The organism is Olivibacter sitiensis DSM 17696 (genome assembly GCF_000427965.1).
GTDB classification, from domain to species: Bacteria; Bacteroidota; Bacteroidia; order Sphingobacteriales; family Sphingobacteriaceae; genus Olivibacter; species Olivibacter sitiensis.
The window spans coordinates 1-21,294 of record NZ_ATZA01000059.1; the positions used below are offsets into that span (position 1 = coordinate 1).

Annotated in this window: 25 protein-coding genes and 1 pseudogene; 15 read left to right on the plus strand and 11 right to left on the minus strand. The window is 43.3% G+C overall.

Annotation, left to right across the window (positions count from 1 at the left end):
* The 4 genes from A37S_RS28390 to A37S_RS27280 all read left to right on the plus strand — a co-directional run.
* Positions 1-244, plus strand: a 244-nt coding sequence (locus A37S_RS28390; protein WP_036603514.1) for a transposase, incomplete at its 5' end; no start/stop codon positions are given.
* Positions 245-290: 46 nt separating this feature from the next.
* Positions 291-2,003: a carboxypeptidase-like regulatory domain-containing protein gene (locus tag A37S_RS0120450; RefSeq protein ID WP_028298592.1), complete on the plus strand. Its 1,713-nt coding sequence runs from the start codon at positions 291-293 to the stop codon at positions 2,001-2,003.
* Between the two features lie 81 nt (positions 2,004-2,084).
* On the plus strand, positions 2,085-2,336 hold the full coding sequence (locus A37S_RS0120455; protein WP_028298593.1) for a YbaB/EbfC family nucleoid-associated protein: 252 nt from the start codon (positions 2,085-2,087) through the stop codon (positions 2,334-2,336).
* A 380-nt stretch (positions 2,337-2,716) separates the two neighbouring features.
* A complete protein-coding gene (locus A37S_RS27280) occupies positions 2,717-2,869 on the plus strand; it encodes a hypothetical protein (protein ID WP_157278929.1) in 153 nt (50 codons plus the stop codon).
* Between the two features lie 124 nt (positions 2,870-2,993).
* On the opposite strand, the gene A37S_RS0120465 is transcribed toward A37S_RS27280, so the two are convergent.
* Entirely contained in the window at positions 2,994-3,569 is a 576-nt protein-coding gene (locus A37S_RS0120465; protein ID WP_028298594.1) for a CDP-alcohol phosphatidyltransferase family protein, read from the minus strand.
* Positions 3,570-3,806: 237 nt separating this feature from the next.
* Between A37S_RS0120465 and A37S_RS0120470 the strand changes: the two genes are divergently transcribed.
* Both A37S_RS0120470 and A37S_RS0120475 read left to right on the plus strand, forming a co-directional pair.
* A complete protein-coding gene (locus tag A37S_RS0120470) occupies positions 3,807-4,421 on the plus strand; it encodes a DUF6088 family protein (RefSeq protein ID WP_036603517.1) in 615 nt (204 codons plus the stop codon).
* Positions 4,418-5,434, plus strand: coding sequence for a nucleotidyl transferase AbiEii/AbiGii toxin family protein (locus A37S_RS0120475; RefSeq protein WP_036603520.1), 1,017 nt, complete (start codon positions 4,418-4,420; stop codon positions 5,432-5,434). The genes A37S_RS0120470 and A37S_RS0120475 overlap by 4 nt, the downstream gene beginning before the upstream one ends.
* Positions 5,435-6,263: 829 nt before the next feature.
* Here the strand turns inward: A37S_RS0120475 and A37S_RS25515 are convergent.
* The 3 genes from A37S_RS25515 to A37S_RS0120490 are packed head-to-tail and all read right to left on the minus strand — an operon-like array spanning position 6,264 to position 8,053.
* Positions 6,264-7,091: an ImmA/IrrE family metallo-endopeptidase gene (locus A37S_RS25515; RefSeq protein ID WP_084163992.1), complete on the minus strand. Its 828-nt coding sequence runs from the start codon at positions 7,089-7,091 to the stop codon at positions 6,264-6,266.
* A complete protein-coding gene (locus tag A37S_RS0120485) occupies positions 7,042-7,398 on the minus strand; it encodes a hypothetical protein (protein ID WP_028298597.1) in 357 nt (118 codons plus the stop codon). The genes A37S_RS25515 and A37S_RS0120485 overlap by 50 nt, the downstream gene beginning before the upstream one ends.
* Positions 7,385-8,053, minus strand: a complete 669-nt coding sequence (locus tag A37S_RS0120490) for an RNA polymerase sigma factor (RefSeq protein ID WP_028298598.1) — start codon at positions 8,051-8,053, stop codon at positions 7,385-7,387. The genes A37S_RS0120485 and A37S_RS0120490 overlap by 14 nt, the downstream gene beginning before the upstream one ends.
* A gap of 114 nt (positions 8,054-8,167) precedes the next feature.
* Here A37S_RS0120490 and A37S_RS0120495 point away from each other — a divergent pair, with 114 nt between their 5' ends.
* The 3 genes from A37S_RS0120495 to A37S_RS0120505 are packed head-to-tail and all read left to right on the plus strand — an operon-like array spanning position 8,168 to position 10,481.
* A complete protein-coding gene (locus A37S_RS0120495) occupies positions 8,168-9,142 on the plus strand; it encodes an SMODS domain-containing nucleotidyltransferase (RefSeq protein ID WP_028298599.1) in 975 nt (324 codons plus the stop codon).
* Positions 9,143-9,167: 25 nt separating this feature from the next.
* A complete protein-coding gene (locus tag A37S_RS26450; RefSeq protein WP_157278932.1) occupies positions 9,168-9,527 on the plus strand; it encodes a type II CBASS E2 protein in 360 nt (119 codons plus the stop codon).
* Between the two features lie 36 nt (positions 9,528-9,563).
* Positions 9,564-10,481: an S-4TM family putative pore-forming effector gene (locus A37S_RS0120505; protein WP_028298600.1), complete on the plus strand. Its 918-nt coding sequence runs from the start codon at positions 9,564-9,566 to the stop codon at positions 10,479-10,481.
* 176 nt (positions 10,482-10,657) lie between these two features.
* On the opposite strand, the gene A37S_RS0120510 is transcribed toward A37S_RS0120505, so the two are convergent.
* Positions 10,658-11,383, minus strand: coding sequence for a hypothetical protein (locus A37S_RS0120510; RefSeq protein WP_028298601.1), 726 nt, complete (start codon positions 11,381-11,383; stop codon positions 10,658-10,660).
* Positions 11,384-11,921: 538 nt separating this feature from the next.
* Here A37S_RS0120510 and A37S_RS0120515 point away from each other — a divergent pair.
* Both A37S_RS0120515 and A37S_RS0120520 read left to right on the plus strand, forming a co-directional pair.
* Positions 11,922-13,283, plus strand: a complete 1,362-nt coding sequence (locus A37S_RS0120515) for an AAA family ATPase (protein WP_028298602.1) — start codon at positions 11,922-11,924, stop codon at positions 13,281-13,283.
* The gene (locus tag A37S_RS0120520) at positions 13,267-13,911 is read left to right on the plus strand and encodes an RloB family protein (protein ID WP_028298603.1); all 645 of its coding nucleotides are present in this window, start codon (positions 13,267-13,269) and stop codon (positions 13,909-13,911) included. Before A37S_RS0120515 ends, A37S_RS0120520 begins: the two co-directional genes overlap by 17 nt.
* Before the next feature lie 253 nt (positions 13,912-14,164).
* On the opposite strand, the gene A37S_RS0120525 is transcribed toward A37S_RS0120520, so the two are convergent.
* Positions 14,165-15,271 (minus strand): ISAs1 family transposase, encoded by a 1,107-nt coding sequence (locus A37S_RS0120525; protein ID WP_051293356.1) that lies wholly within the window; start codon positions 15,269-15,271, stop codon positions 14,165-14,167.
* A gap of 89 nt (positions 15,272-15,360) precedes the next feature.
* On the opposite strand from A37S_RS0120525, the gene A37S_RS0120530 reads away from it, so the two are divergent.
* Positions 15,361-15,924: a hypothetical protein gene (locus A37S_RS0120530; protein ID WP_157278935.1), complete on the plus strand. Its 564-nt coding sequence runs from the start codon at positions 15,361-15,363 to the stop codon at positions 15,922-15,924.
* Positions 15,918-16,391, plus strand: coding sequence for a hypothetical protein (locus A37S_RS0120535; RefSeq protein ID WP_028298606.1), 474 nt, complete (start codon positions 15,918-15,920; stop codon positions 16,389-16,391). Before A37S_RS0120530 ends, A37S_RS0120535 begins: the two co-directional genes overlap by 7 nt.
* Before the next feature lie 431 nt (positions 16,392-16,822).
* On the opposite strand, the gene A37S_RS27285 is transcribed toward A37S_RS0120535, so the two are convergent.
* The 4 genes from A37S_RS27285 to A37S_RS25525 all read right to left on the minus strand — a co-directional run bounded on the left by A37S_RS27285 (position 16,823) and on the right by A37S_RS25525 (position 19,736).
* On the minus strand, positions 16,823-16,987 hold the full coding sequence (locus A37S_RS27285; RefSeq protein ID WP_157278938.1) for a DUF6965 family protein: 165 nt from the start codon (positions 16,985-16,987) through the stop codon (positions 16,823-16,825).
* A gap of 101 nt (positions 16,988-17,088) precedes the next feature.
* On the minus strand, positions 17,089-18,198 hold the full coding sequence (locus A37S_RS0120545; protein ID WP_028298607.1) for a serine hydrolase domain-containing protein: 1,110 nt from the start codon (positions 18,196-18,198) through the stop codon (positions 17,089-17,091).
* Positions 18,199-18,542: 344 nt separating this feature from the next.
* The gene (locus A37S_RS0120550) at positions 18,543-19,034 is read right to left on the minus strand and encodes a cupin domain-containing protein (protein WP_036603524.1); all 492 of its coding nucleotides are present in this window, start codon (positions 19,032-19,034) and stop codon (positions 18,543-18,545) included.
* An 81-nt stretch (positions 19,035-19,115) separates the two neighbouring features.
* The gene (locus A37S_RS25525) at positions 19,116-19,736 is read right to left on the minus strand and encodes a metallophosphoesterase family protein (RefSeq protein WP_169719542.1); all 621 of its coding nucleotides are present in this window, start codon (positions 19,734-19,736) and stop codon (positions 19,116-19,118) included.
* 71 nt (positions 19,737-19,807) lie between these two features.
* Here A37S_RS25525 and A37S_RS0120560 point away from each other — a divergent pair, with 71 nt between their 5' ends.
* Entirely contained in the window at positions 19,808-20,125 is a 318-nt protein-coding gene (locus tag A37S_RS0120560) for a PadR family transcriptional regulator (protein ID WP_036603527.1), read from the plus strand.
* A 43-nt stretch (positions 20,126-20,168) separates the two neighbouring features.
* Positions 20,169-20,876, plus strand: a complete 708-nt coding sequence (locus A37S_RS0120565) for a hypothetical protein (RefSeq protein ID WP_028298610.1) — start codon at positions 20,169-20,171, stop codon at positions 20,874-20,876.
* Between the two features lie 210 nt (positions 20,877-21,086).
* Here the strand turns inward: A37S_RS0120565 and A37S_RS27855 are convergent.
* Positions 21,087-21,294, minus strand: a pseudogene (locus A37S_RS27855) (IS3 family transposase); the annotation flags it as partial.

Below are 21,294 nucleotides of genomic sequence, written 5' to 3' on the forward strand. Positions count from 1 at the left end.
TCCAGGAGAACGCAATCCGATCGAAGGAAAGTTTGGTCAAGCAAAGACTGGTTACGGAATGAATCTCATTTTAGCTCGTCTAGCAAGAACCAGCGAAGCTTGGATTAGCTGCATCGTATTGGTGCTTAACTTGGTCAAATTGGCCGAGCTAGCACTTTATTGCATTATCAATATAGTAATCAAATATGTGGTAGATCTGCGCAAAGATTACAACCTCATACCCCAATACTCAAAAATCTGCTGAAAAAATCATTGAGTTTTTCAGCAGACCCTATTTAAATGCTCAAAACATGCTTTTAAGGCACCATATTCTCTATTTGCTCATACTAATCAGCCCAAGTACCGCTTTGGCGCAGCTTGTTTTGGTAAAGGGCAATGTATCGGATAAAAAAACCAACAGCAAACTATCCGGTGTAACCGTCAAAGTCGGGGCACAAGCTACCGCTACCAATAAAGACGGCTATTTTGAACTGACCGCACCTTTAAAAACCATAACAGAAAGCGGCATAAATTTTAGCCATTTGGGCTATTTAAACAGTCGGTTGATCTACCAACCCAACCATTTCTATGAAGTGGAGCTCATGGAAAGCGGCACCGAACTAGGAGAAGTGGTGATAACGGCAAGGGTAAACGGCGAGGATATCATCAAAAAAGCCATCAAAAAAATTCCCGAGAACTACCCTGACAAGCCCATTTCTATTAATGGCGTATTAAGAATACAAACCTGGCGCAATCAATCGGAATATTTTAAAAGCGATGCCCTTATACAGGCCTATATACCGGCATATACCAGTAAGGAAAAGACTACGGTGACCGTGCTGCAAAACCGCTTGGATACCCTATATGATCCCTCGTTACGGTATTTAAGACGTATGGCGCACTACAATGTCGTTGAATTTCAAGATATTGCCCATAACAGTTATATTTTAAACAAAATATCGAAGAAAAAGAAGTTCGACTATGTGATGACCGGCATACAAACCTATAACGGGCACAGGGTATTTGTGATCAATACAACGGTGCGCGATACCGGCAAGGTATATGATAGGATCGAGGCTAGCCTGTATATCGATACCGCATCATACGCCTTTGTCGCGGCAAATATTTACTTCTATAACTTGGTTAGGATGGGGTTATTAACAAATGAAATTCTAAATCATCGTGTTGATTATGAAAAAATCGGCAAGAAGTGGTATTTAAAAGAAGCCCACGCTTATACCGAGCTCGAATTAAAAGAACAAAAGCCTATTGCTTATGTAAATTTTATCCGTACAGAAATAGACAGCATTCATCCTCAGCCTATACCTTATAAGGACATTGTGCAAAACGGGGACAATATGCTATCGATAGACAAACCGGGCAGCGAAGAAGAATGGGCCAGGCACGAACATTTGTTCAAGAAAGCTGAAGATGAGGGAAAAATGGAGCTGATCTCAGCGGCATTGCTCGATACGATAAGGCAGAACAATGCGATAAACCAAAGCCTTAAACGACCCTTTATGAACAGGGTATACAGCTACCTGTCAAACGGAAACGTAAAGTCTTCTCTTGGGCTCGCAAAGTTTCCCATTGCCATCAGCAGCGAGTTTCACTCAGTTCCCGGGATGGTTGGTTATGGCCTAAGGCTGGGTACGGACTATAGGCTTTACAAAAAGCTGTTTGTGGGTTTTGAATTGGGTTCCAATATCTGGAACAAAAGGAGGATCGGTGTTTCCACGCTTGCGCTAAACCTGTCAAATGACTTTGTTTTCAACAAAGATGGCCGGCATATCATACTGAGCCCTTATGTTGGTTTCGGCAGGATTTCCACTCGCTTTGAAGGTGAAAGGGCCAATTACACCGCATTTGATTACGGCCTAAGGGCATCTTATGAACTTAGCCGTAAAAGGGCATTGTTCATATCATCCGGTTTTAACTCCGCTAATGGTAGCTCCACGTTAAACACCGTAACCATTACCCCAACCCGCTATGCGCTGGGTTTTGGCCTTGTTTTCAGATTATAAGATATATTGAGTTTGTCCAAAATCAGCTATCAAAGGCTAAGCGTTGTGCATTAGGTTTTTTTACCCTTAAAACAAATTGACATGTATACAGAAAAAATCCAGGCCGTACAAAACAAGCTGGCCGCCTTACAGAAAAACATTAGCGAAACCACTAGCGACACGGCCAATGACATCAGTATTACCCTAAATGGCCAATTACAGGTTACAGCATTGGTCATCAACAAGCAACTGTCCATAGAGGAAGTAGAGCTGAAATTGCCCCAATTGATAAATAGCACAATAATAAAGGTGTCTGCAAAAGTACAAGAAGCATTAAAAACGGCAATAAGCTGAAGACTGGCATCTTTAGCTTAGATACAGGGTACAAGCTATTATATTATTTCCCTCTTCCCACCCCCCTCACTTTTTTGCCACCTTCACAACATACAACCGACAACTCAAATTACAACCCGTAACTGGCAGTAACGGCCCGTAACTGGCGCACGCATGTGGCGTGTGCCTGCTCGTTCTCGCATTCCCAGCGCTCCTGCCTCTCCGTCGCTCAAAACATACAACTCAAATTACAACCTGCGGTTGTTGTGCTCCCCATTACTACTGCTGAAATTTGAACTATCACGCAAACTCAAATAATTCAGCTATATGACAAAGAAACTTAGCAATCCCAAAAGCAAGAAGCACCCCTCCCTTTTCTGTGGCTGCTATTGCCCTTTTTCTTGCTCAGCATCGGCTGGGCCATCTTGCCCCAGCAAGTAAAGGAATATGAAGGCAAGCTAAACCGTGTACAGCATATCTATACAAAGCCCATGCAGCTTTATATCAAGAACAGGCTGTTTAACAAGATCCCCTCACTTCGGCAGAACTATTGAGAAAGTTTTAAAGCGCATAAAAACAACCTCCACCTAGACCTACGCAGGCCAATACTAAGCCAGCCCTAAGAATTGAACAAACACCATCAGAGCATATGCAGCATATCAATTATAAACATCAGCTTCAATCGCTCTTATGCCTCATCGCCTGGAAGATTCCCTTTACATCCGCTTGCCATTTGGGCAGCATAGCCACCATGATGGTTTCTTCGATGAGGTCCAAGGCAGTCAACACCACTGCTGCCAGGAACAGCAATTGCGGTGGCGAGGACTGGAAGAAGGTAACCACAAGGAATATGCCCTGAAAGACGGCTGCCACTTTGGCAAGGTAGGTATGGAAGCTGGTGGCCTTTCCATAACGGAAAAGTGCAAAAGCCAATTGCAATAGATAGAGGACAAGCAGCAGCAGCACCCATATGTACTCCTCTATGATAAATGGCCAATGCCAAACGAAAAGGCCGATGATGGCCACCAGAACCGTTAGATCATCTGCTATGGAATCCAGTTTTGCGCCCATCACGCTGACCACGCCATACCTGCGGGCAAGGTAACCATCTATTGCATCGGTAAGGAAACTAAATGCGAGGAGCCACCCGAAGATATCCCTGTGCCCCGTGAAGATAAGCACCAGTAAGGCAGGAGCCGCTATCAGGCGATAAAGCGTGATGCCATTGACCATGTAGTAGCTTTTGCCCTTCATATTGCACCAAATCTCGTGAAAATTACCCAATAAGCCAATTGGTATGCCATTGGTATACCTCTTGGTGAGCGCAGAAGACTATCTTAAAATTGATGAATAGTCCTGAAATAGATTGACGTTCCTTTGATACGATTGATTACTGCGAGATTTATATACTACGCATCGACAACAGTATTGTGTTACCTTTTTACATAAAAAAGTAGCATTATTTGTTACCTTTTTACTTAAATTTGTAACATGAAATCTACTCACAGAGAAATACTAGGTAAAATAGATGGTTTTAAACCTGGGACTATCCTGTTTCCAACGGATTTCAGAGGAACAGGAACCGAGGATGCGATAAAAACAGCGCTTTACCGGATCGTGAAAGAAGGAAAGCTTGAGCGATTGGCTCATGGGATTTATTACCTGCCCAAAAGTCATTCGATTTTCGGTAAATTGTATCCCTCTCTCGAAGAGATAGCTGATGCCATCGCAAAACAAGAAAAGGTACGCATACGGCCTTCAGGAGCCTATGCACTCAACAAACTAGGGTTGTCAACCCAAGTGCCTACCAAGCAGGTATACATCACCGACGGGCAACCAAGAGAGATCAGGATAGGAAAAGGAAGCATCAAGTTCAAGTCTACCACACCGAAGAAATTTGCTATGAAGGGACAGATCAGCAGTTTGCTTATCCAGGCACTGGAAGAAATGGATCTTAAAAATATCACTCCAGAAATGAAAGCCCATATCAAGCAATTGCTCGACAAGGAGAATCCCGAATATCTAATGGCGGACATTAAACTTGCACCGGCCAAAGTGAACGACCTACTTGTCAATCTTTACTTTCAAAATGATAACAGACGATGATTGAATGGTTACAACTAACGGATGAGGATCGTCTTGTCTCTATACAACAAGCAAGCACCAAAAGTGGAATCTCAACGAAGGCCATTGAAAAGGACTGGTGGGTAACATTGGTTTTAAAAGCGGTATTCCAAAGTGAATTCGCACCCCATTTATCTTTCAAGGGTGGTACTTCTTTAAGCAAGGGCTGGCACCTGATTGGACGATTATCTGAAGATATTGACCTTGCAATTGATCGACATTTCCTTGGGTTTGAGGATGAATTAAGCAAATCCAGCGTCAAACGGCTAAAGCGAATAGCCTGCCAGTTTACATCCACTACACTAAAGGAGGCAATTGAAAGGGAACTCGCCATATTAGGAGTTCCTGAAGGAGTGGTAACGGTAGCCGCAAACCCGGTCAAGGAAAACCTGCCCGATACAGATCCCCAGATACTTTGGATAAATTACCCATCGCTGTTCGACCCCATTGGTTATATAATGGACAGTGTTAAACTGGAAGTTAGTGCACGATCGTTGAATGAACCCTCAGTAGATAGACCGATCCTCTCACTTTTGGGCGAATATATGCCGGGTTATCCATGGTCTGGCAAACATTTTCCAGTCCATACGGTAGAACCCAAGAGAACTTTTTTGGAAAAGGCATTTCTATTGCATGAGGAATTCCTAAGGACAACAGACAAGATCGTACATGAAAGGATGTCTCGCCATTTATATGACCTTGAACGGTTGATGGATACCGAACATGCAAAAACAGCATTGACCGATTACCAGTACTACACGGCAATAGTCGAACACAGAAGGCATTTAATTTTCAAAGCAGGTGTCGATTATGACACCCACAATCCTAAGACCGTCAACTTTATACCTCCAGACGGAGTCATGGCGGCATTTGAAAAGGACTACGCCTTGATGAGGGAACAGATGATTTACGATGAAAACACCAAAGACTTTGCTGCCATTATTGAACGTTTAAGGCAGTTGCTTGAAATTCTCAGGCAAATAAGAAGAAAATAATATAACAACAATGTCTGTTGTTCATCTCATTTTATAGATTGAATTAAATCCAACAAGTCCGTTGTCAAATCTTTTTACAGCTGTAAATATGAATAGCCTCGATTTCCTTGATTGTAATGGCGAAAAAATATAAGGAGCTTATGGATAAGATTTTTTGCTTGATCTGTTTTTTGTTTTTAGAAGGGCAAATAGGCGCTGGCGCATAAAAAAAGCCCTTTTTAGCTGTAAAAAGGGCTTTTAATCTTCAGGGTGGAATATGGGGCTCGAACCCACGACCTCCTGAACCACAATCAGGGGGTAAAAACCACACAACTGATTGATTAAAAGATATTTACAACTAAAATAATTATCGACTGTTAAACATTTGTAAAACACCTGTCCGTCGCTATCGGGATGCCATTGTCCTGATGGCTCTGAACCTACCGTAAAGATAACCATTTATGGCTTCATGTAAAAGCGGCTTTGCCGCTATTCTGCGATATAGGAAAGTAATAAGGCCAGCCAGTTGCAAAATCCTCCTAATTGTGGTTCATGAGGATTCATCGAACCGACAAGAGTTGATTGCTGTTTGCAACCAGCGAACAAGCTTGCGTATCTTGTCATATGAAAGATCACAATGGAATGCCGCTCCCGAGTGTTGTTGCGCAGACGGCTCTGAACGTATCGTAAAGATATCCCGTTAAAACAGCGTATGTGAGGATTATCTCTCGGATACTTTAAAATGCGATTCTCCTATCCCACACCTATAGTGCATGGAAAACTATGAGTTTAGCAAGCGGAGAAAAGGCTAGCTTGGCAACCCAGTGATACTTAATTGAGAAAGGTTGGCTCACTTAAACCATAACAGACTTATCACGTAACCAAAGCCATCAGAGTAAAAGCATTGTTCATTCATCTTACGATTAGCCCTGTAATCATTGGCAAACGGATAGAACCAGTCGTTTGGTTCTATTTCCTCAACCGATGTGAATTTGCTCTCTGGCTTGGTAAAAAACTCTCCGGCAACCGTCGTCGGTGGCACAGATTCATTCACCTTAAATTTGAATGGCCATTCCGGGAAATGGCTATTCCTGTCATACCATTCAACCACATTATTTCTTGAGACTACGATCATCAATTCGTGCGAACAGGTCTGGCAATAACGTATAGCTGCGGCAAGCAGGCTTACCTTAAAACTCTCAGATATAGCCCTAATCTTTTCCAACGAAAATTTTTTCACTACATCAAAATAATAAAGCTTTTTGAAAGGCATCAACAAGCATCCAGCAAAATAATCTGCTTCCAGTTCGATAGGATCATTTTTATTCTTACCATCAGTAAATGAGGTATGCGGTTCCAGCAGTCCGGATTGTAAACCTATCCTATGTTCGTTGATATAATAATGTGCCAGTTCATGGCTCAGACTAAAACGGCCCCGATTTGTATGCAAATCGTTACCTCTGTCCCTGTTGATGTGGATATGGAATTCATAATCGCCGTAAACGAGCATACCGTCAAAGTAATCTTCATAATGATCGATGTAAAGGTTTAATCTTTCAAAATGTACAATCTCCTCCAACAGGGTCACATTCCCGTCGGAAAACATGGATGATACGTAATCCGCAATCCTATTCAGCTCCTTCTTCCGGATCTCCGGAATCGTCCTTTGTTCGGCCATCCTGATTTTTCTTGATTTTATCAAGGATATGTTTGGGTAGACTGTTACCTTTCCTTGCCACCATCCTTAAAGGGACAATGTCTTCATCTTTAGCTTCTCGCTCCAAGGTTATACTTTTGGCAATTTTTAACGTGCGATTAAGGATGGCGTTACAGTCCACCTCAAAATCATCGATATCTTCCTCTTCAATAGGATATAATTTTTCGAACCTTGCCAGCTCCAATTCATTCCTCGGAAAGAGGAAACCCGTTGAAGCAAGCCATCCCGGCATATTATCCGGTGTGATATGAATTTTACTTTGAGCCATAGATTTCCAAATATTCAGCGATCCTATCGAACGCTTCCTTTTTATAAAATTGAATTGTTGCCTGTGTGAGTCCCAATTGCATCCGGAGTTTCTCTGTTAAATGACGGGGCAATTTGAATCCTTTTTCAGCGAATTGCTGATACGTCAAGTAAATTATTTTATGCTTCGGACCTAATCTCTCCAAGGCCTTCTGAATTAGCTCTCTTTTTTCTTTCAGGATCCTCAATTGCTCCGGCTTATAATTTGAATCAGGAATATCGGGAATATCGTAGACCAAATCCTCTTCCCCGGTATAAGGGTTTGGATTCGGATTATTCTGCTCATGGTGCATGTCATTGAGCAGATTGAAAGCGAAGCGATAGAGATACAATTTAACACCATTGTCAAAATCCTTTGCCCTGGATTTACTGAAATCAAAATTTGGGTATTTAAGAAACCTCTCAAAAGTACGTTGAGCCAATTCGTAGGCAATTTCCTTGTCATACCCCCTGTTACGACAAATAACCAAACACTTGTGGGCTACATCTTTCTGGAATCGAAAACAGAAAGCATGGAAAGCAGCATCTGCCGCATCCTTCAATTCAGGGTCACTTCTCCATTGAATATATTGGATCAGCGTCTCCGTGGTTTCACTTTCTAATTCTTTCCACTCCATAAATGGCGGTCATAATGATATACCTAAAAACGTTGGTAACGGTTCTGGTACTATTTACGGGACGGTTTAAAAATCCCAAAGCAATATAGGTATTTAATTTAAAAACACAACTGTATGACACTATCACAAGCGATTAATCGGTTTATTGACAACATTTCGGTAACCGACAGGCAAGAGGGCAACATCAAGGGCTCACTCGACAACATCTACTATTACTTAAAGAAAAAGGATAATGGACTCCAAGTGAAACGGACGTTTACGAATGGCTCTTACGAGCGGGATACGATTATAAGACCATTGGATGATATCGATGTTTTCGCCGTGTTGGATATTGAGGAATGGCGGGATGACTACGGCCGATTACCCAGCCCTCAAAACGTGCTAACAGCAATTAAAGATTACCTTAACGGTGTCCCCGACTACAAGGACAAGGTGAAACAGGACAGACCGTGCGTTACCATAAAGCTATCGGACAAGCATTTCGACATCCTCCCCTGTTTTGAAACATATGGTGGGGGCTACCAGATCCCAAACTATGACCTAAGTGGCTGGACGTATAGTTACCCAGAACAGTTGCAGGCAAATTTGGACGCCATCCATAAAGAACGTAACTACAAGGTAAAGCAGGTAGTAAAGGCATTAAAATACTGGAATCGGGACTTGGACAAATTGATCCCATCTTATCATATCGAAGAAACAGCTATCACAATCTTTTCCTTTTACGGCTTTAAGAATTTTCAAGAAGGTATTGAATTATGGTTTAAGCATGCGGGATTCTATTTGGAGTCGTCGAAATTCAAATCTTACAGACGATACGAGAAAACCATCGAGCAGGTTGATAAGGCAGTGAACAAATTAGAGGAAGCCTCTGAAAAATGCGAAGAGAACAAGGAGACAGAAGCTTTATTGTTATGGAAGGATATTTTTGGAAGAGATTTTCCAACAATTGACCCGGAAGAGGCCAAGAATTTCTCCAAGGCCATCAGTGAAGGGACATTAAAAGTTGCCGCCACAGGATTTCTATCTACGGTTTCCGGTCATCCAATCAATGCATCAAGGGGGTACTATGGCGGCTTATCAAAGGCATAAAAAATATGATCCAACAGTACAGATCATGGCAATGAAATCTAGGTATCCGCAATTCTATGCAAAGCGGGAGAAGAACGGGAATATCTCGTTCAAGGGTAAGTTGCAGGTCAAGCCTGAACTCCCCGTGTATACCGTTGAAATAATTTACAGGGGAAATAGTACACCGGCGATACAAATACTTGATCCCGCCCCGGTAAAAGATGCTCCCCATATCTATTCCGATACACAATCACTATGTTTGTATCATCGCGACAACTTCAAGTGGACTGCAAGCAAATTGATTGCTAATGAGATTATGGGTTGGACGGCGGGCTGGATATATTTTTACGAGTATTGGCTCCAGACTAAAGAATGGGTAGGTCCAGAGGTTCCACATGGCCTATGATCAGGTTTACAGTAATATTAGTATAATACCGAAAACATGGCAAACGATATACCTATTAAGCAAAATGAGCAAAGGCAACTGGAAAGACTTGCCGCACAGCGAGAGTTGTATTCAGCAGCAAAAAAATATTTTGGGCTTCAAACTATTTTCACGCTGTTTGTTCCCGTAGTTTTATCCGTCGTCGCGCTTTATGTCGCGGGCATTTCTCCATACTCCGCCTTATTTGGTGTTGTTATTTTTATTTTGGATCTATTATTTATTGAACCTGTGGTTGAAAGGAAAAAAAGCAAGGCAGCGAAAATCCAGGAGCTTTTTGATTGCAGCGTACTGTCATTAAACCATTCCCCTCTTAAAGTGGTGGACGATGTAAGCGTGGAAGAAGTCCTCCAGTATTATGAAGCCCATCAAAAAATAGCAACCAACATTGAAAAGATAAAAGATTGGTATCCAAAAATCGTTTCACGTGTAGATATCTCAATCGCTCGCATTATCTGCCAGCGATCAAGTTGCTGGTGGGATAAAGGCCTACGCAATAAATATTGTTCACTGCTAAAAACCGTGACTGTACTGATACCTCTTACAATCTTAGTGATTGGCTTCCTGAACGATATCCCACTTGTGCAGTTCGTGCTTATCATCAGCGCTCTGGTGCCATTTTTCCAATTCACTATCAAACAATACAACGATAACAGGGATATGGATCTGCGCCTGAACAAGTTGACCGGTTATATTAATGAGACTTGGCGTAGGATTCTGGCCAATGCTATTTCCCAGGAGCAGTTAGATATCGAGGCCCGAAGGATACAGGATGGGATATACGATAATCGTGTCAATGCGCCCCTGATTTTTGATATCTTTTATAAGTGGTTCAGAGACAAGGATGAAATTACAATGAACCGAGCAGCCGAAATATTGGTAAGCGAAATTGATAATATGGATCAGCGTACCGTTTAAAATTAGTATTAATTAAATTATAGAAGCAAGCCGATTCTTTGCCGATTTTATCCATTCGTAATTTGTCCCTGATTAGTCATAAAGAAGCCAATATACCGATATCGCCTGTACCGTATCGGAAATCAGAGTGGTGACGTGTCGCCCGCAGATTAAAAGGGCTGATTCGATAGACTTGACTACCTCTCATCAATAGATTCAAAAAAACTGGCCATTTCATTGTAATATTGCTTCAGACCATCGGGATCAGCAACTACAATGAAGGAAAAATAGACCTCTATCAAAACAAGAACAAAAGCGAGCGTCCTGTTATAAACATGCACGTCATACACTGCATCTGTAAGCATCATTTCATATGCCTTCGGGCTATAATGCTGGTACTGACTCAAGTATTTATAGATTGCTGTGAGCTCAAGATTTATATTTGGACCCCTCGTTTTAATGATTTCCAATTTTTTCTTTTCGTTTATAAAGCCACTGCCGTTTGTTCCCTTTAACAATTCCTGAAAGATCGGCAAGGAGGTTTCTCTTATCGACTTATTGTTTTTTCTGGCTCCGTTGTCAAAAATTTCAGGGTTCTCCTCTATTATGGCCTCTCTAAACTCACTCAGTTCCGTGATTTTGGATTCATCGTTGTATAAATCTGCCAAATGAGTATTTTCCGCTTCTATACCTTCGGTCGCACTTTCCAGAAATTCCTTATGCAGTATGTTGAGTTCATTGCCAAGAGATATTTGCTCTGCGTCATCTTTTTGCACGAGACATAATAGATAAAAGGCATTTATCAGATCGTCAACGATGGCCCTATAAAGAACGTTCGTACCTGCTTTAAATCTATGGTCCTCTTTTATCTTTGGTAATAGGTCATTTGCAGCCTCCAGATTGAATCTTATCTTAACGGCCAACTCAATAAAGCACTTGCAATTGCTTTTTTGCGTCTGGCCATTTGTAGCCAGAAGAAATTCCCTTAGAAAATCTAAAGCGTGGACTTGCTTTTCGTTTAACTTATCTACTTTGATTGCTATTGATTTATTCGAATCCCTTCAAAAAATTTGTTATTGTAGTTCATAAAAAGTATACTTTCTTTAAAGATTCAGATATCGGCAAAGATAGCTTATAAAAGAAAATACGAAACCTTGAAGTGATTTGCATGGAGATCTCCTCAAGGCGACCGCTTACCGTCGGATAGCTTTTACAATGGCCATTCCATACGCAGATTATACTGACTTCATATTGTGTCTTTATTGTCAACCATTCTTACATAAACTATCTAATTTTCTCATTCTGCCAAACCCGTTAATTTCAAATCTAACGATTATTATCCATTCCAGATGAGAAAGTCCGTCTTCATAAATCGTGATATTATCACACGAAACCCATAAACAACCAATGAATTTTGGTAAATCAAATAAAATTAAGTATTTTGCGTGAAATTTTCACGTAATGATCATTAGATTCATTGTAAAAAATCTATTTTCCTTCAAGGAATATACCGAATTCAACCTGCTTCCGGGCAGGTTCAAACGGCTTGAGCATCATGTCTATTCAGGCGATGTGATCGAATTACTGAAGTTGAATGCAATCTACGGAGCGAACGGTTCGGGAAAGAGCAACCTGATCCGCAGCATGTCGCTGTTGCAGGATTTTGTCGTCACGGGTGAAATGCCCCTTGAGTTCATCACCGAAACGTTCAGGTTTGACAGAGATTCCGGCAATTCGGATGTTTATCTTGGCATCGAATTCATAGCGGAAGGAACGCCTTATTATTACGGCCTACTGATCAATCAGGGAATCGTAATAGAGGAAGAATTGCAGATCAGTGGATTGGGAAAGAAAGAGGACATCATATTGTTCATCCGTAGAGATACAGTAGAGCCCGGAGAGATATACTTGCAATTCTCCGAAGGGATCAACGACGACAGGGAAGCAGCCCTTTTCCCTTCCTTTTTGAAGAACGAGGTGCTGGAGCGTAACAGACCGGTGCTGTTTTACATGAAGAACAGACATAACGAGGTATTCGCGCCTTTCAAGAAAGCGGTAGGCTGGTTCGAGAATACCATGCAGGCCATCCTGCCCACTTCGAGGCCGAACAGATTAGCCCTTAGGTTTCAGGAAAACAAGGCGTTCCATGATTTTTCCATTGACATCATGCGGTCGTTCAATACCGGGATATGGGATATTCAGGTAGAGACCATCCCCATAGAGGAGTTTTTCGGGCAGGACGACCGAAAGCAGGCAGATCGGATAATAGCCAACCTAAAGGCAAAACCGGATAAGCCGATAAGCGTACGTAACAACCGTGAGGAGGTGGTACTGTTAATGGAAAATGGCAAGGCTGTGGCCAAGATCATTACCCTCACCCATCAGGTAGAGGGTGGCACTGCCAAATTCCAGCTTTCCGAAGAATCCGACGGAACCAGGAGGTTGATGGATTTCCTGCCCGTGTTCTACAGTGTTGTAGTTGAGCACAAAACCTATATCCTCGATGAGATTGAGCGTAGTATACACCCTGTACTGATCAAGGAGCTTATCAAAAAGTTCTCCCATGACGGGAATACCAAGGGACAGCTGATCTTTACTACACATGAGTCCAACCTGCTGGACCAGGAGATATTCCGTCCCGATGAAATATGGTTCGCGGAAAAAAACAGCGAGGGCGCAACGCAATTACATGCCCTCAGCGATTTCAGGGAGCACCACACTATCGATATCCGTAAGGGCTATCTGAACGGTAGGTACGGCGCCATTCCATTTTTGGGCAATCTACAGGATTTAAATTGGGAACAGTATGCCGAAACCTATTAAGTTCGAATACGAGAAGAAGGCCCCGTTCCGGGATGCTTTCTATTTTATCATCATATGCGAGGGAAAATCGCGCGAACCTGATTATTTTCGCTTTTTCGTGGATATATCATCGAGGGTAAAGATCGTTCCGGTGGAGAGCTCCAACGATGGTTCCTCGCCTGAAAAACTGATCGGTTTGGCTAATACCGAGATAAGAAAATTAGATGCTACGGCGGGGAAGGACAGGATATGGTTCGTCATAGATACGGATAGGTGGAGAAAGCAAATCCGTACCCTACGCCGGGCGACCGCTACAAGGCCACAATGGAAAGTGGCTCAGAGCAATCCGTGCTTCGAGGTTTGGCTCTACTATCACGCAAGATCGGTTCCACCAGAGGGAGATCCGAAAAGCTGCGGGAAATGGAAACCCTTACTGCCAAAGGTTATAAAAGGGGGATTCAACCCTGACTTCCATCCTGCCGCGATTGAGACCGCCATCGAGAATGCCAAGAAAAACTACGCCGAGGAGGGAGATTTACCCATTACGGGCGCAACACAGGCTTGGTTTCTTGCTGAGGACCTATTGCCTTTGATAAAAAAGGACCTGGATATGATCAAGGACAAATTTCCGCCACCAGCGACACCGTAATACCGATATGAACTACACGAAAGTAGCTGAAACTATTCGGGATCATCCCCAATGCATGATGCATCGGAGGCCTAAGGATTCAAACAGTCATTAGTTAATTCACTTAGAGCACTCACTATTCAATTGGCTCGGGCAATTACAACGTACTGACGAATATATAACTTCTACACTCAAGATTAAATCGTAATGAACAAAATTATTGAAAAATTAAAAGAATACTGGAAAGACCCTGTTTGGAGTCAGGGCAAACGCATTAAAAATTCAAGAGCTTAGCTAAATATTTCATATCCCAGCTGGCGATGTTCCTTTTCCTCCTGATGCTGATGTTTTTGGTTTGGTCATTTTTCAGGATATTTAATGCTACCTTGTTGATCAGCGAGAAGTTCTGGGCGGCATTTTTGTTTCTTTTCCTGTCCGCATCTTCCTGAAAGATAACATCCAGGGTCCAATGCAGCTTGTTTTCTATTCCCCAGTGGCTGCGAATGTTCTTTTGGTAAAAGGCGGCGCTTTCCGGTTTACTGGCGATATAATAGCGGGAGGCATGTTCGGTTGCCCCCGTAGCCTTATCGCATCTTTTACTCTCCATCCTGATCAATACCTTTAATTTCCGCCATTTACCGGGATGTTCCATGTGTGCCATATCTGTTATAATGGTGCATTTTCTGGTCTCTATGCGACCATGTCCGATATCAATATCCTCATCTTCATCCGCAATCTTCAGGAACCTGAAGGAATCTTCCAGGTTCTGGTGTAATGCAGGCTGGTTATTTTTAACGCCCAACAGGTAATCGCCTTCCGCTTTTACGATACAGGCTGCAATCTCCTGCTGGCAGCCCATGGCATCCATACTGATGATATTCCCCTTTATAAACAAGCTGTTCAACAGTTCCGGTATTGCGGTTATCTCATTTGACTTTTCATTTACCCTCACCTGTCCCAAAACCATATTACTGTCACTTGCCCAGGCGCTTACCATATGGATAGGGGATTTGATACCGTGGCTTTTCGCACCCCGTATGGTCTTTCCATCAATACTGATGAGTTGTCCCGGATGGCTTTCAAGTACCGCATCGACCCAATTCCTGAAACAGGCTTCAAATCTGGCCGGATCCATGTTCGAGAAAACACGGTTAATGGTGTCATGGGAGGGGATGCCGCCCGGAAGTTCCAGAAAGGTCTTGAACCAATCTTGGCGGAACACCGCGAAATCTTCGATATCATCGTAGCTTTCCATGCCGCATATGACCCCTGCTATGGTGATCGTGATGATATCCGTAAGTAAATGCTGTTTTCTTCTATTTATCCGAAAGTCTGGCATTTCGCTAAAATAAGAGAAAATACTACTGGTTTTATCTTTCATATCCATCTGATTGTCAGATAAATATACAAAAAACAAATCGAAAAAAACAAGACAAATAACTGATTATTAGTCAGTTAAACTAACATGTAGTGAAATTGATTTTAATGCGTTTGCCCTGTGTTTGGAGTAAAGTAATTGCTACCGTAATAACTTTCATTCTTGGGACGACAGTAACCTCTATTTATGCTATTTTCAAAACCGCCTATTCGAAAACACCATTCAAGGAAACCTTTGTCTCTGCTTATAAGCTCTTAATATCCGAAATGAATTTACCTATTTGGACACTTCTTTCATTTCTTCTAATATTCGTGATTTTCACAATTAAGCCTTTTATTGCTTTTACTAGAAGCCTAATCAACAAATTCGACACATTAAGAACAAGTGATCAGGATGAGACTGAAGCGCCAATGGCGACGGAGCATTCTACCGTTTTGTTTTCATATAGAATGGCCAGAACATTTCCCGGATTACGTGGAATAGAATGGTTCGAATCCCCAAATGTCGCAGTAAAACGACTGGAATTATTGTTAAAAACTCCCTTGGTGTTCAGCGGGGGGTGGTCGGGTGTGCACCCGATCCTATCTGGTGGTTCAGGGGTGGGTCTGCCGCAAATATTGGGACATTTAAAAAACTTGACGGCAAAAGATTGTTAGTAAATTTCGACCAATTAAAAATAAAAAAAATAGCCGCTTATCACGACGGGGGATTGTATTATAAAGATTTCGTTTATGTCGAGGCATCTGGGGAGCCACAGACTGGACTCTATAATATAACCGAAGAAGACAAGAATCGCAACGTCGATACTTTCGGATATAGTTTGGAAGAGTATGGACTTTTCAGATATAATCGTTTTTGCAAAAAAACAATTAGCAGGGAACATTTTGACGACGGCGCAACGGTGATCAATGGAAAAGTTGTTGCTGTAAATGATGCGGAACTAAGGGTAAGGTACTTGACAGATTACAATTTTATCATTGCAGCCAAAGGCTCGCCATACAACTCGCAGAATTTTTCAAGCGATTCTAAGATATATTTTGATGGCTTGTTACAAGGCACCCTTGGCTTCGACGATTTTTTTGATTTTCTAAAGTCATTTAAAAAGCGAGAGAGCCGGGGATAATCTTACCGACGCGGATTGGCACGGAGGTGTTCAATAAAAATCCAGTATCGTCTTACCATTGTTGGGGTTAGGATTCTCGCAAGCCTTTTAGCATTCTTCAAAAACGCTGAGATCGTCTTCTGACCATACAGATAAGTTGGACAGCTTCTTTCTCAAATCCGAAACAGTTTTCTTATTTCCCGAAGGCAGTATAACAACACCTAAATTCTCCAAGGATCTGTTTTACCAGCGCACTTTTGGTTTCCGGAATGTTACTGGTCAACTTTTCCGTACTTCAAATTTACGAGTATTTTGAAATATATTGTAACTACCTCCGGCTTAGTCTGCGTAACAAAGGAGGCCAACGTCACGTCAACCCCAACATCCGCAGGTCAAGAATTGCTCTCTGTTGATTTCCCGCTGGAAATCAACTTGACTAGCTCACACAGGTGTCAGTAACTCGGGCATTTATTCAGGTCATTTTGCCATTCTTTGATAGTCATAATATTGACTTCTAAGAACTTGTCGGGTTCGATGACTTTTGTACCCTTATTCAGCATCGTACCGACGGGTACTTCATTATCGGCAAAGAATGCCTCGATTTCCTGGATCATCATGCGGCAAGATAAAAATAGTTTAAGGACAAAACTCATCAAACCGTTTCCCGTAGTTTGCCGTTTTGCAAGAAGAGCTCCGATGGAAAGAATCGATCGGGAATCTACCGTCTTCGGGTTGATTCCAACAGGGCCTGTACAAACGGGGAAACCGTGATGTCGCCTTTGCCCAGATCCTCCCGCGCGGTCAGCGCATCGCTGTTGGCCAGCATGACAACCGAAAGTTTCCGTTGGGGTATCCGCAGGTAGATGCCCGAATAGCCATCGGGCTGGTGGCCGTAGTGCCACAGTAACGTATCGCCTGCATGGAGCTGCACAAACCAACCGATGCCGTAGGGCGAGGAACTGCCATCGTTCAGGGTGGTGGGCCGGAGCATCCCCGTCCGTGTGGTGTCGTCCACCAGTTCTCCGCCGAAATAAGCCCTATCGAACAGCAGGATGTCGGTTGCCGATGCCACCATCCCCGCACCGGCATTAAGTTTCGGGTCAGGGTAGTCCGTCCTTACCGGATTTCCTTTTTCGTCCAGCTTGTAGGGCTTTGCCAGCGCCTGTATGACCTCCATGCGGGAGGAATCCGACAGGGAATGCGCGGAATGCGCCATGCCCAGCGGCCGGATGATGCGTGCGTTCACCAAGGAGTCGAAAGGCAATCCCGTGCCTTCTTCCACCGCACGGGATACCCTGCCGTACAGGAAACCGTTGTACTTGTACCGTTCCCCCGGTAGGCCCTCAGCCGTATGGGTAAGGTGGTGCAGTAGGGTAATGTCATCGCGCTCGGGATGGTAGTTGTCCAGCAGGAAGGCATATTCGGGTTCGGCTTCCCTGAAATACGCCAATATGCGGGCGCAGGTGCCCTCCCAGTCGGGATGGAAGTCCTTCATTTTCCAGTCCAGGTCTACCTTGCCTTCCTCCACAAGTTGCATGATGGCCGTGGCGGCGACGGGCTTGGTGATGGAAGCAATCCAGTAGGGTGTATTGGCCATGGCCGGGATGCCATCCTCTATGTCGGCATAGCCGAACCCCGCTGCATAGACCACCGAATCACCGTAGGCAACGGCCACAGAAAGGCCGGGGATGCCTCGCTGCTGCCGGAGACTGTCCAGTCTTTGACCGAACTGTTTAAGCCGGAGCTCATCTGGAGCTTTATCTTTAGGTTGCCCGCAGCTGAAAATCAGCAAAAGGATAGAGAAGGCAAGGCTGGGACACGTATTCATATTTCACTGGATTTGCATGTGGCCAATTTACGGAATTATTGGATTGTCCGGACTGCCGGCGAGCAAATTCCCGGGGCTTATTTTCACTATCAACGGGTCGACGATCAACGTTGCACCGACTGCCCGTGGAAAATACCTGGCCTTGCCTCATATGTCGAGAAGCAGTCCATTAAATACGGATCCATACCCATCTGGATCAGGTTCAGGTTCACCAGCTACAGCAATAAGAAACGGAACCGATTGGTCTTCCAAATATTTATAAGAAGGGCTTATCGTATTCAAAAACGTCCCCGGCAAGTCGCCGCCCGCCAGGTCGTGTCCGACCGGCGACCTTTAAACGGATCTTAATTATGCCGAAAGTAATCGGGAGGGAACAACTGTTGACCGTGCTTTTCGGCTACCGCCTTTAACTTCTCCAGACAGGATTGATCCGGTGGCGGCAGGAACCTGCCAGCTTCTACCCTTGTGCCAGCTTCCAGGAATAGCTCCTCCAGCCCCGATGGAACGACCACGCATAAAAGGTGTGCCGTGGTCTCTGCCTTATTCTTGAACTGGTGTACCATACCGCCTTTTGGGATCACCACATACGACCCCTTCCCGGCAATGTAGGTGCCTGTTTCGGAAGTCACCTCAATTTCTCCTTCGATCACGTAAAAGGTCTCCTCAAAATCGGGGTGTGCATGGGGTCCGGGACCGCCGCCTGTCGGTACGAGCATGTCTATTGCCGCATAGGCGTTGTCCGTTTGCTTTCCCGCAATGAGTATCCGGTACGTGTCGCCCATTACGGATACATAGGTCCCTTCATCGGGTGCCCAGATCAAAGGTTCTTTTGCCATCGTCCTGCCAATTTGTTGATAATAATCGAACCGTGTTCATTACCACAACAGCGGGCGCGTGGAAATGTTCGGATATACCGTTCATCCCGGCTCCTGTCTGAAATTCTTATCGTACAGTTTGGGCAACGGGTCGGATTGCCAGTAATGTTTGGTATCCACGTCCATGATGGTCAATCGACCGGAATGGCCTGCCCCGGTGTCGAGGTTCCAGATATTGTACGCATTCAATGGCTGATCTGTCCCCCAATTGATGGTAGGCGTATGGCCAAGGTAAACTTCCGAAAAGTCGGGTACCGGGGCGAACGGATCGGGCTTCTCGTCTCCCGCCATCAGCTTATGCTGGTAAGCGTTTTCCCACAGGTTCCGGTTCCAATAGAATTCCTGCGGCCGTTGCCGGTCCAATGGCCTGCCCAATATGAAGCCACCGTGGACGAAGCAACGGCCCTGTCCGTCGATGTGGTACGACCGCTGGTGGGTAAAGAAATTACGGTGCGTCACTGGGATATCCGATGAAACCAATGCTGTTTTATAACCGCTGCGTGTCGCACGGAACATTCCCGGTTTATCCGCGTGACCAAGATAGGATTTCAGTGTACAGGATTCTCCTAGGCTCCAGTATTGCGGATGGAAATCCGTTGAGATAAATTCGTGGAACCAGTCATCGTGATTGCCTTTGATGGCAATCAGACAAAACAAAGTCAAAAACAACTATTATAAATTGGTATATATACTTTAACTTCGATATATTTGTAAGAACTAAAAACAATAACAGCATGTCAAAAGAACTTGTGGGAGCCTCAGTTGCACCGATAGTATTATCAATACTGAGGAACTCCGACAGCTATGGTTATGAAATCGTCCAAAAAGTAAAAGAGTTAACGAAAAATCGTATTACCTGGAAGGAAGCCAGTATATATCCAGTTTTAAAAAAACTTGAAAGTAAAGGAATGATAAAATCCTATTGGAAAGTCATAGAAAACGAGAGGCCGCGGAAATATTACACTCTATTGGCAGATGGGAAAGAAAAATTGAAACAAGAAGTTGATGAGTGGCAATTGATTAATTCCTTATTGGGAAAACTTGCTACATAAATGATCAGTATAAAAATGTAAGGTTAAACATATAGTCGACCCGATGGAAAAAGAAGTACAATTTGATCTCAACCTGGAAATAAGCAAATGGATGTATAGGTTGAAAGATGAACCTTCCCTAACACATTCAGACTCAGAGGAGCTCAAAGCACATCTTCTTGACCTTATGGATGAATTAGAGAATCTCGGGTTGGATGAGCAGGAAAGGTTCTGGGTTGCTTCTAAAAGACTAGGTACGATATCCGATTGGAGGAGTGAATTCCGGATGATCAACAAACCTATAATACAGTTACGAAAGGTTCATTTAATTCTGACTGGCGTTATAACCTATTTTATAACATATTATTTCAGCGGCGCATTTTCCAAACTACTATGCATAGTCGTTAGCTCCTTAGGCGAACGGCCCGCAAATGGCCTTTGGTGGATGGAAAAATCACTGGTATTCATCCTCCTAATAATACTCATATTCACGATAAGCATATACTATTTAGACGAAAGGTACCTTTCCTTTGTAGATAGGGTCAAGGTCAGACCTAAGCATGCCTTATCGATACTTTTTTTAGCTATCCTGCTAGCCGCAGCAGACACCTGCCTGAACCCCCTGGTAAAGATTGCCCTAGATAAAAATGAATGGCTGTTAGTCAGTTACTATAATTTAACATCGTATTTTGACTATTGCCTGCCTTTACTGCTGTGCTTTTGTTATGCCTTTCTTTATTTCAAAAAATATAATAAGAGTGACACTTTGTGATTTAGCAATATAACGTTCTTCTATTTATCATGCTATGAAAAGGTTTCTGATGTTGATTTTTCTATATGCTTGCCTAACTTCTTGCCAAAAGAACGAAGCAGAATTTTCCTGCGATCCGTTAATCAACAATTTCGTGGTTGAAAACAGGCAACTGTACGTCTTCAAACTAAATTAGACACATTAGGATGAAACCTTAAGGAGACTTTCGAGTTATAAATTTATTAATTTTTGTTGATTATACAATTGTCTTCTTTTATTCAGAGAATCGATTTTTACCTGTTGTCTTTTTTCCAAAATTCTTTCAGATCGTCCACAGTAGACATCTGCAGGTGTTAAGTTTTGCAGCGATTCGTGATAACGTCTGTTGTTATAGTTGTCCACAAAGTTTCCCAGGGCTTCGATAAGTTCTTCTGGATGG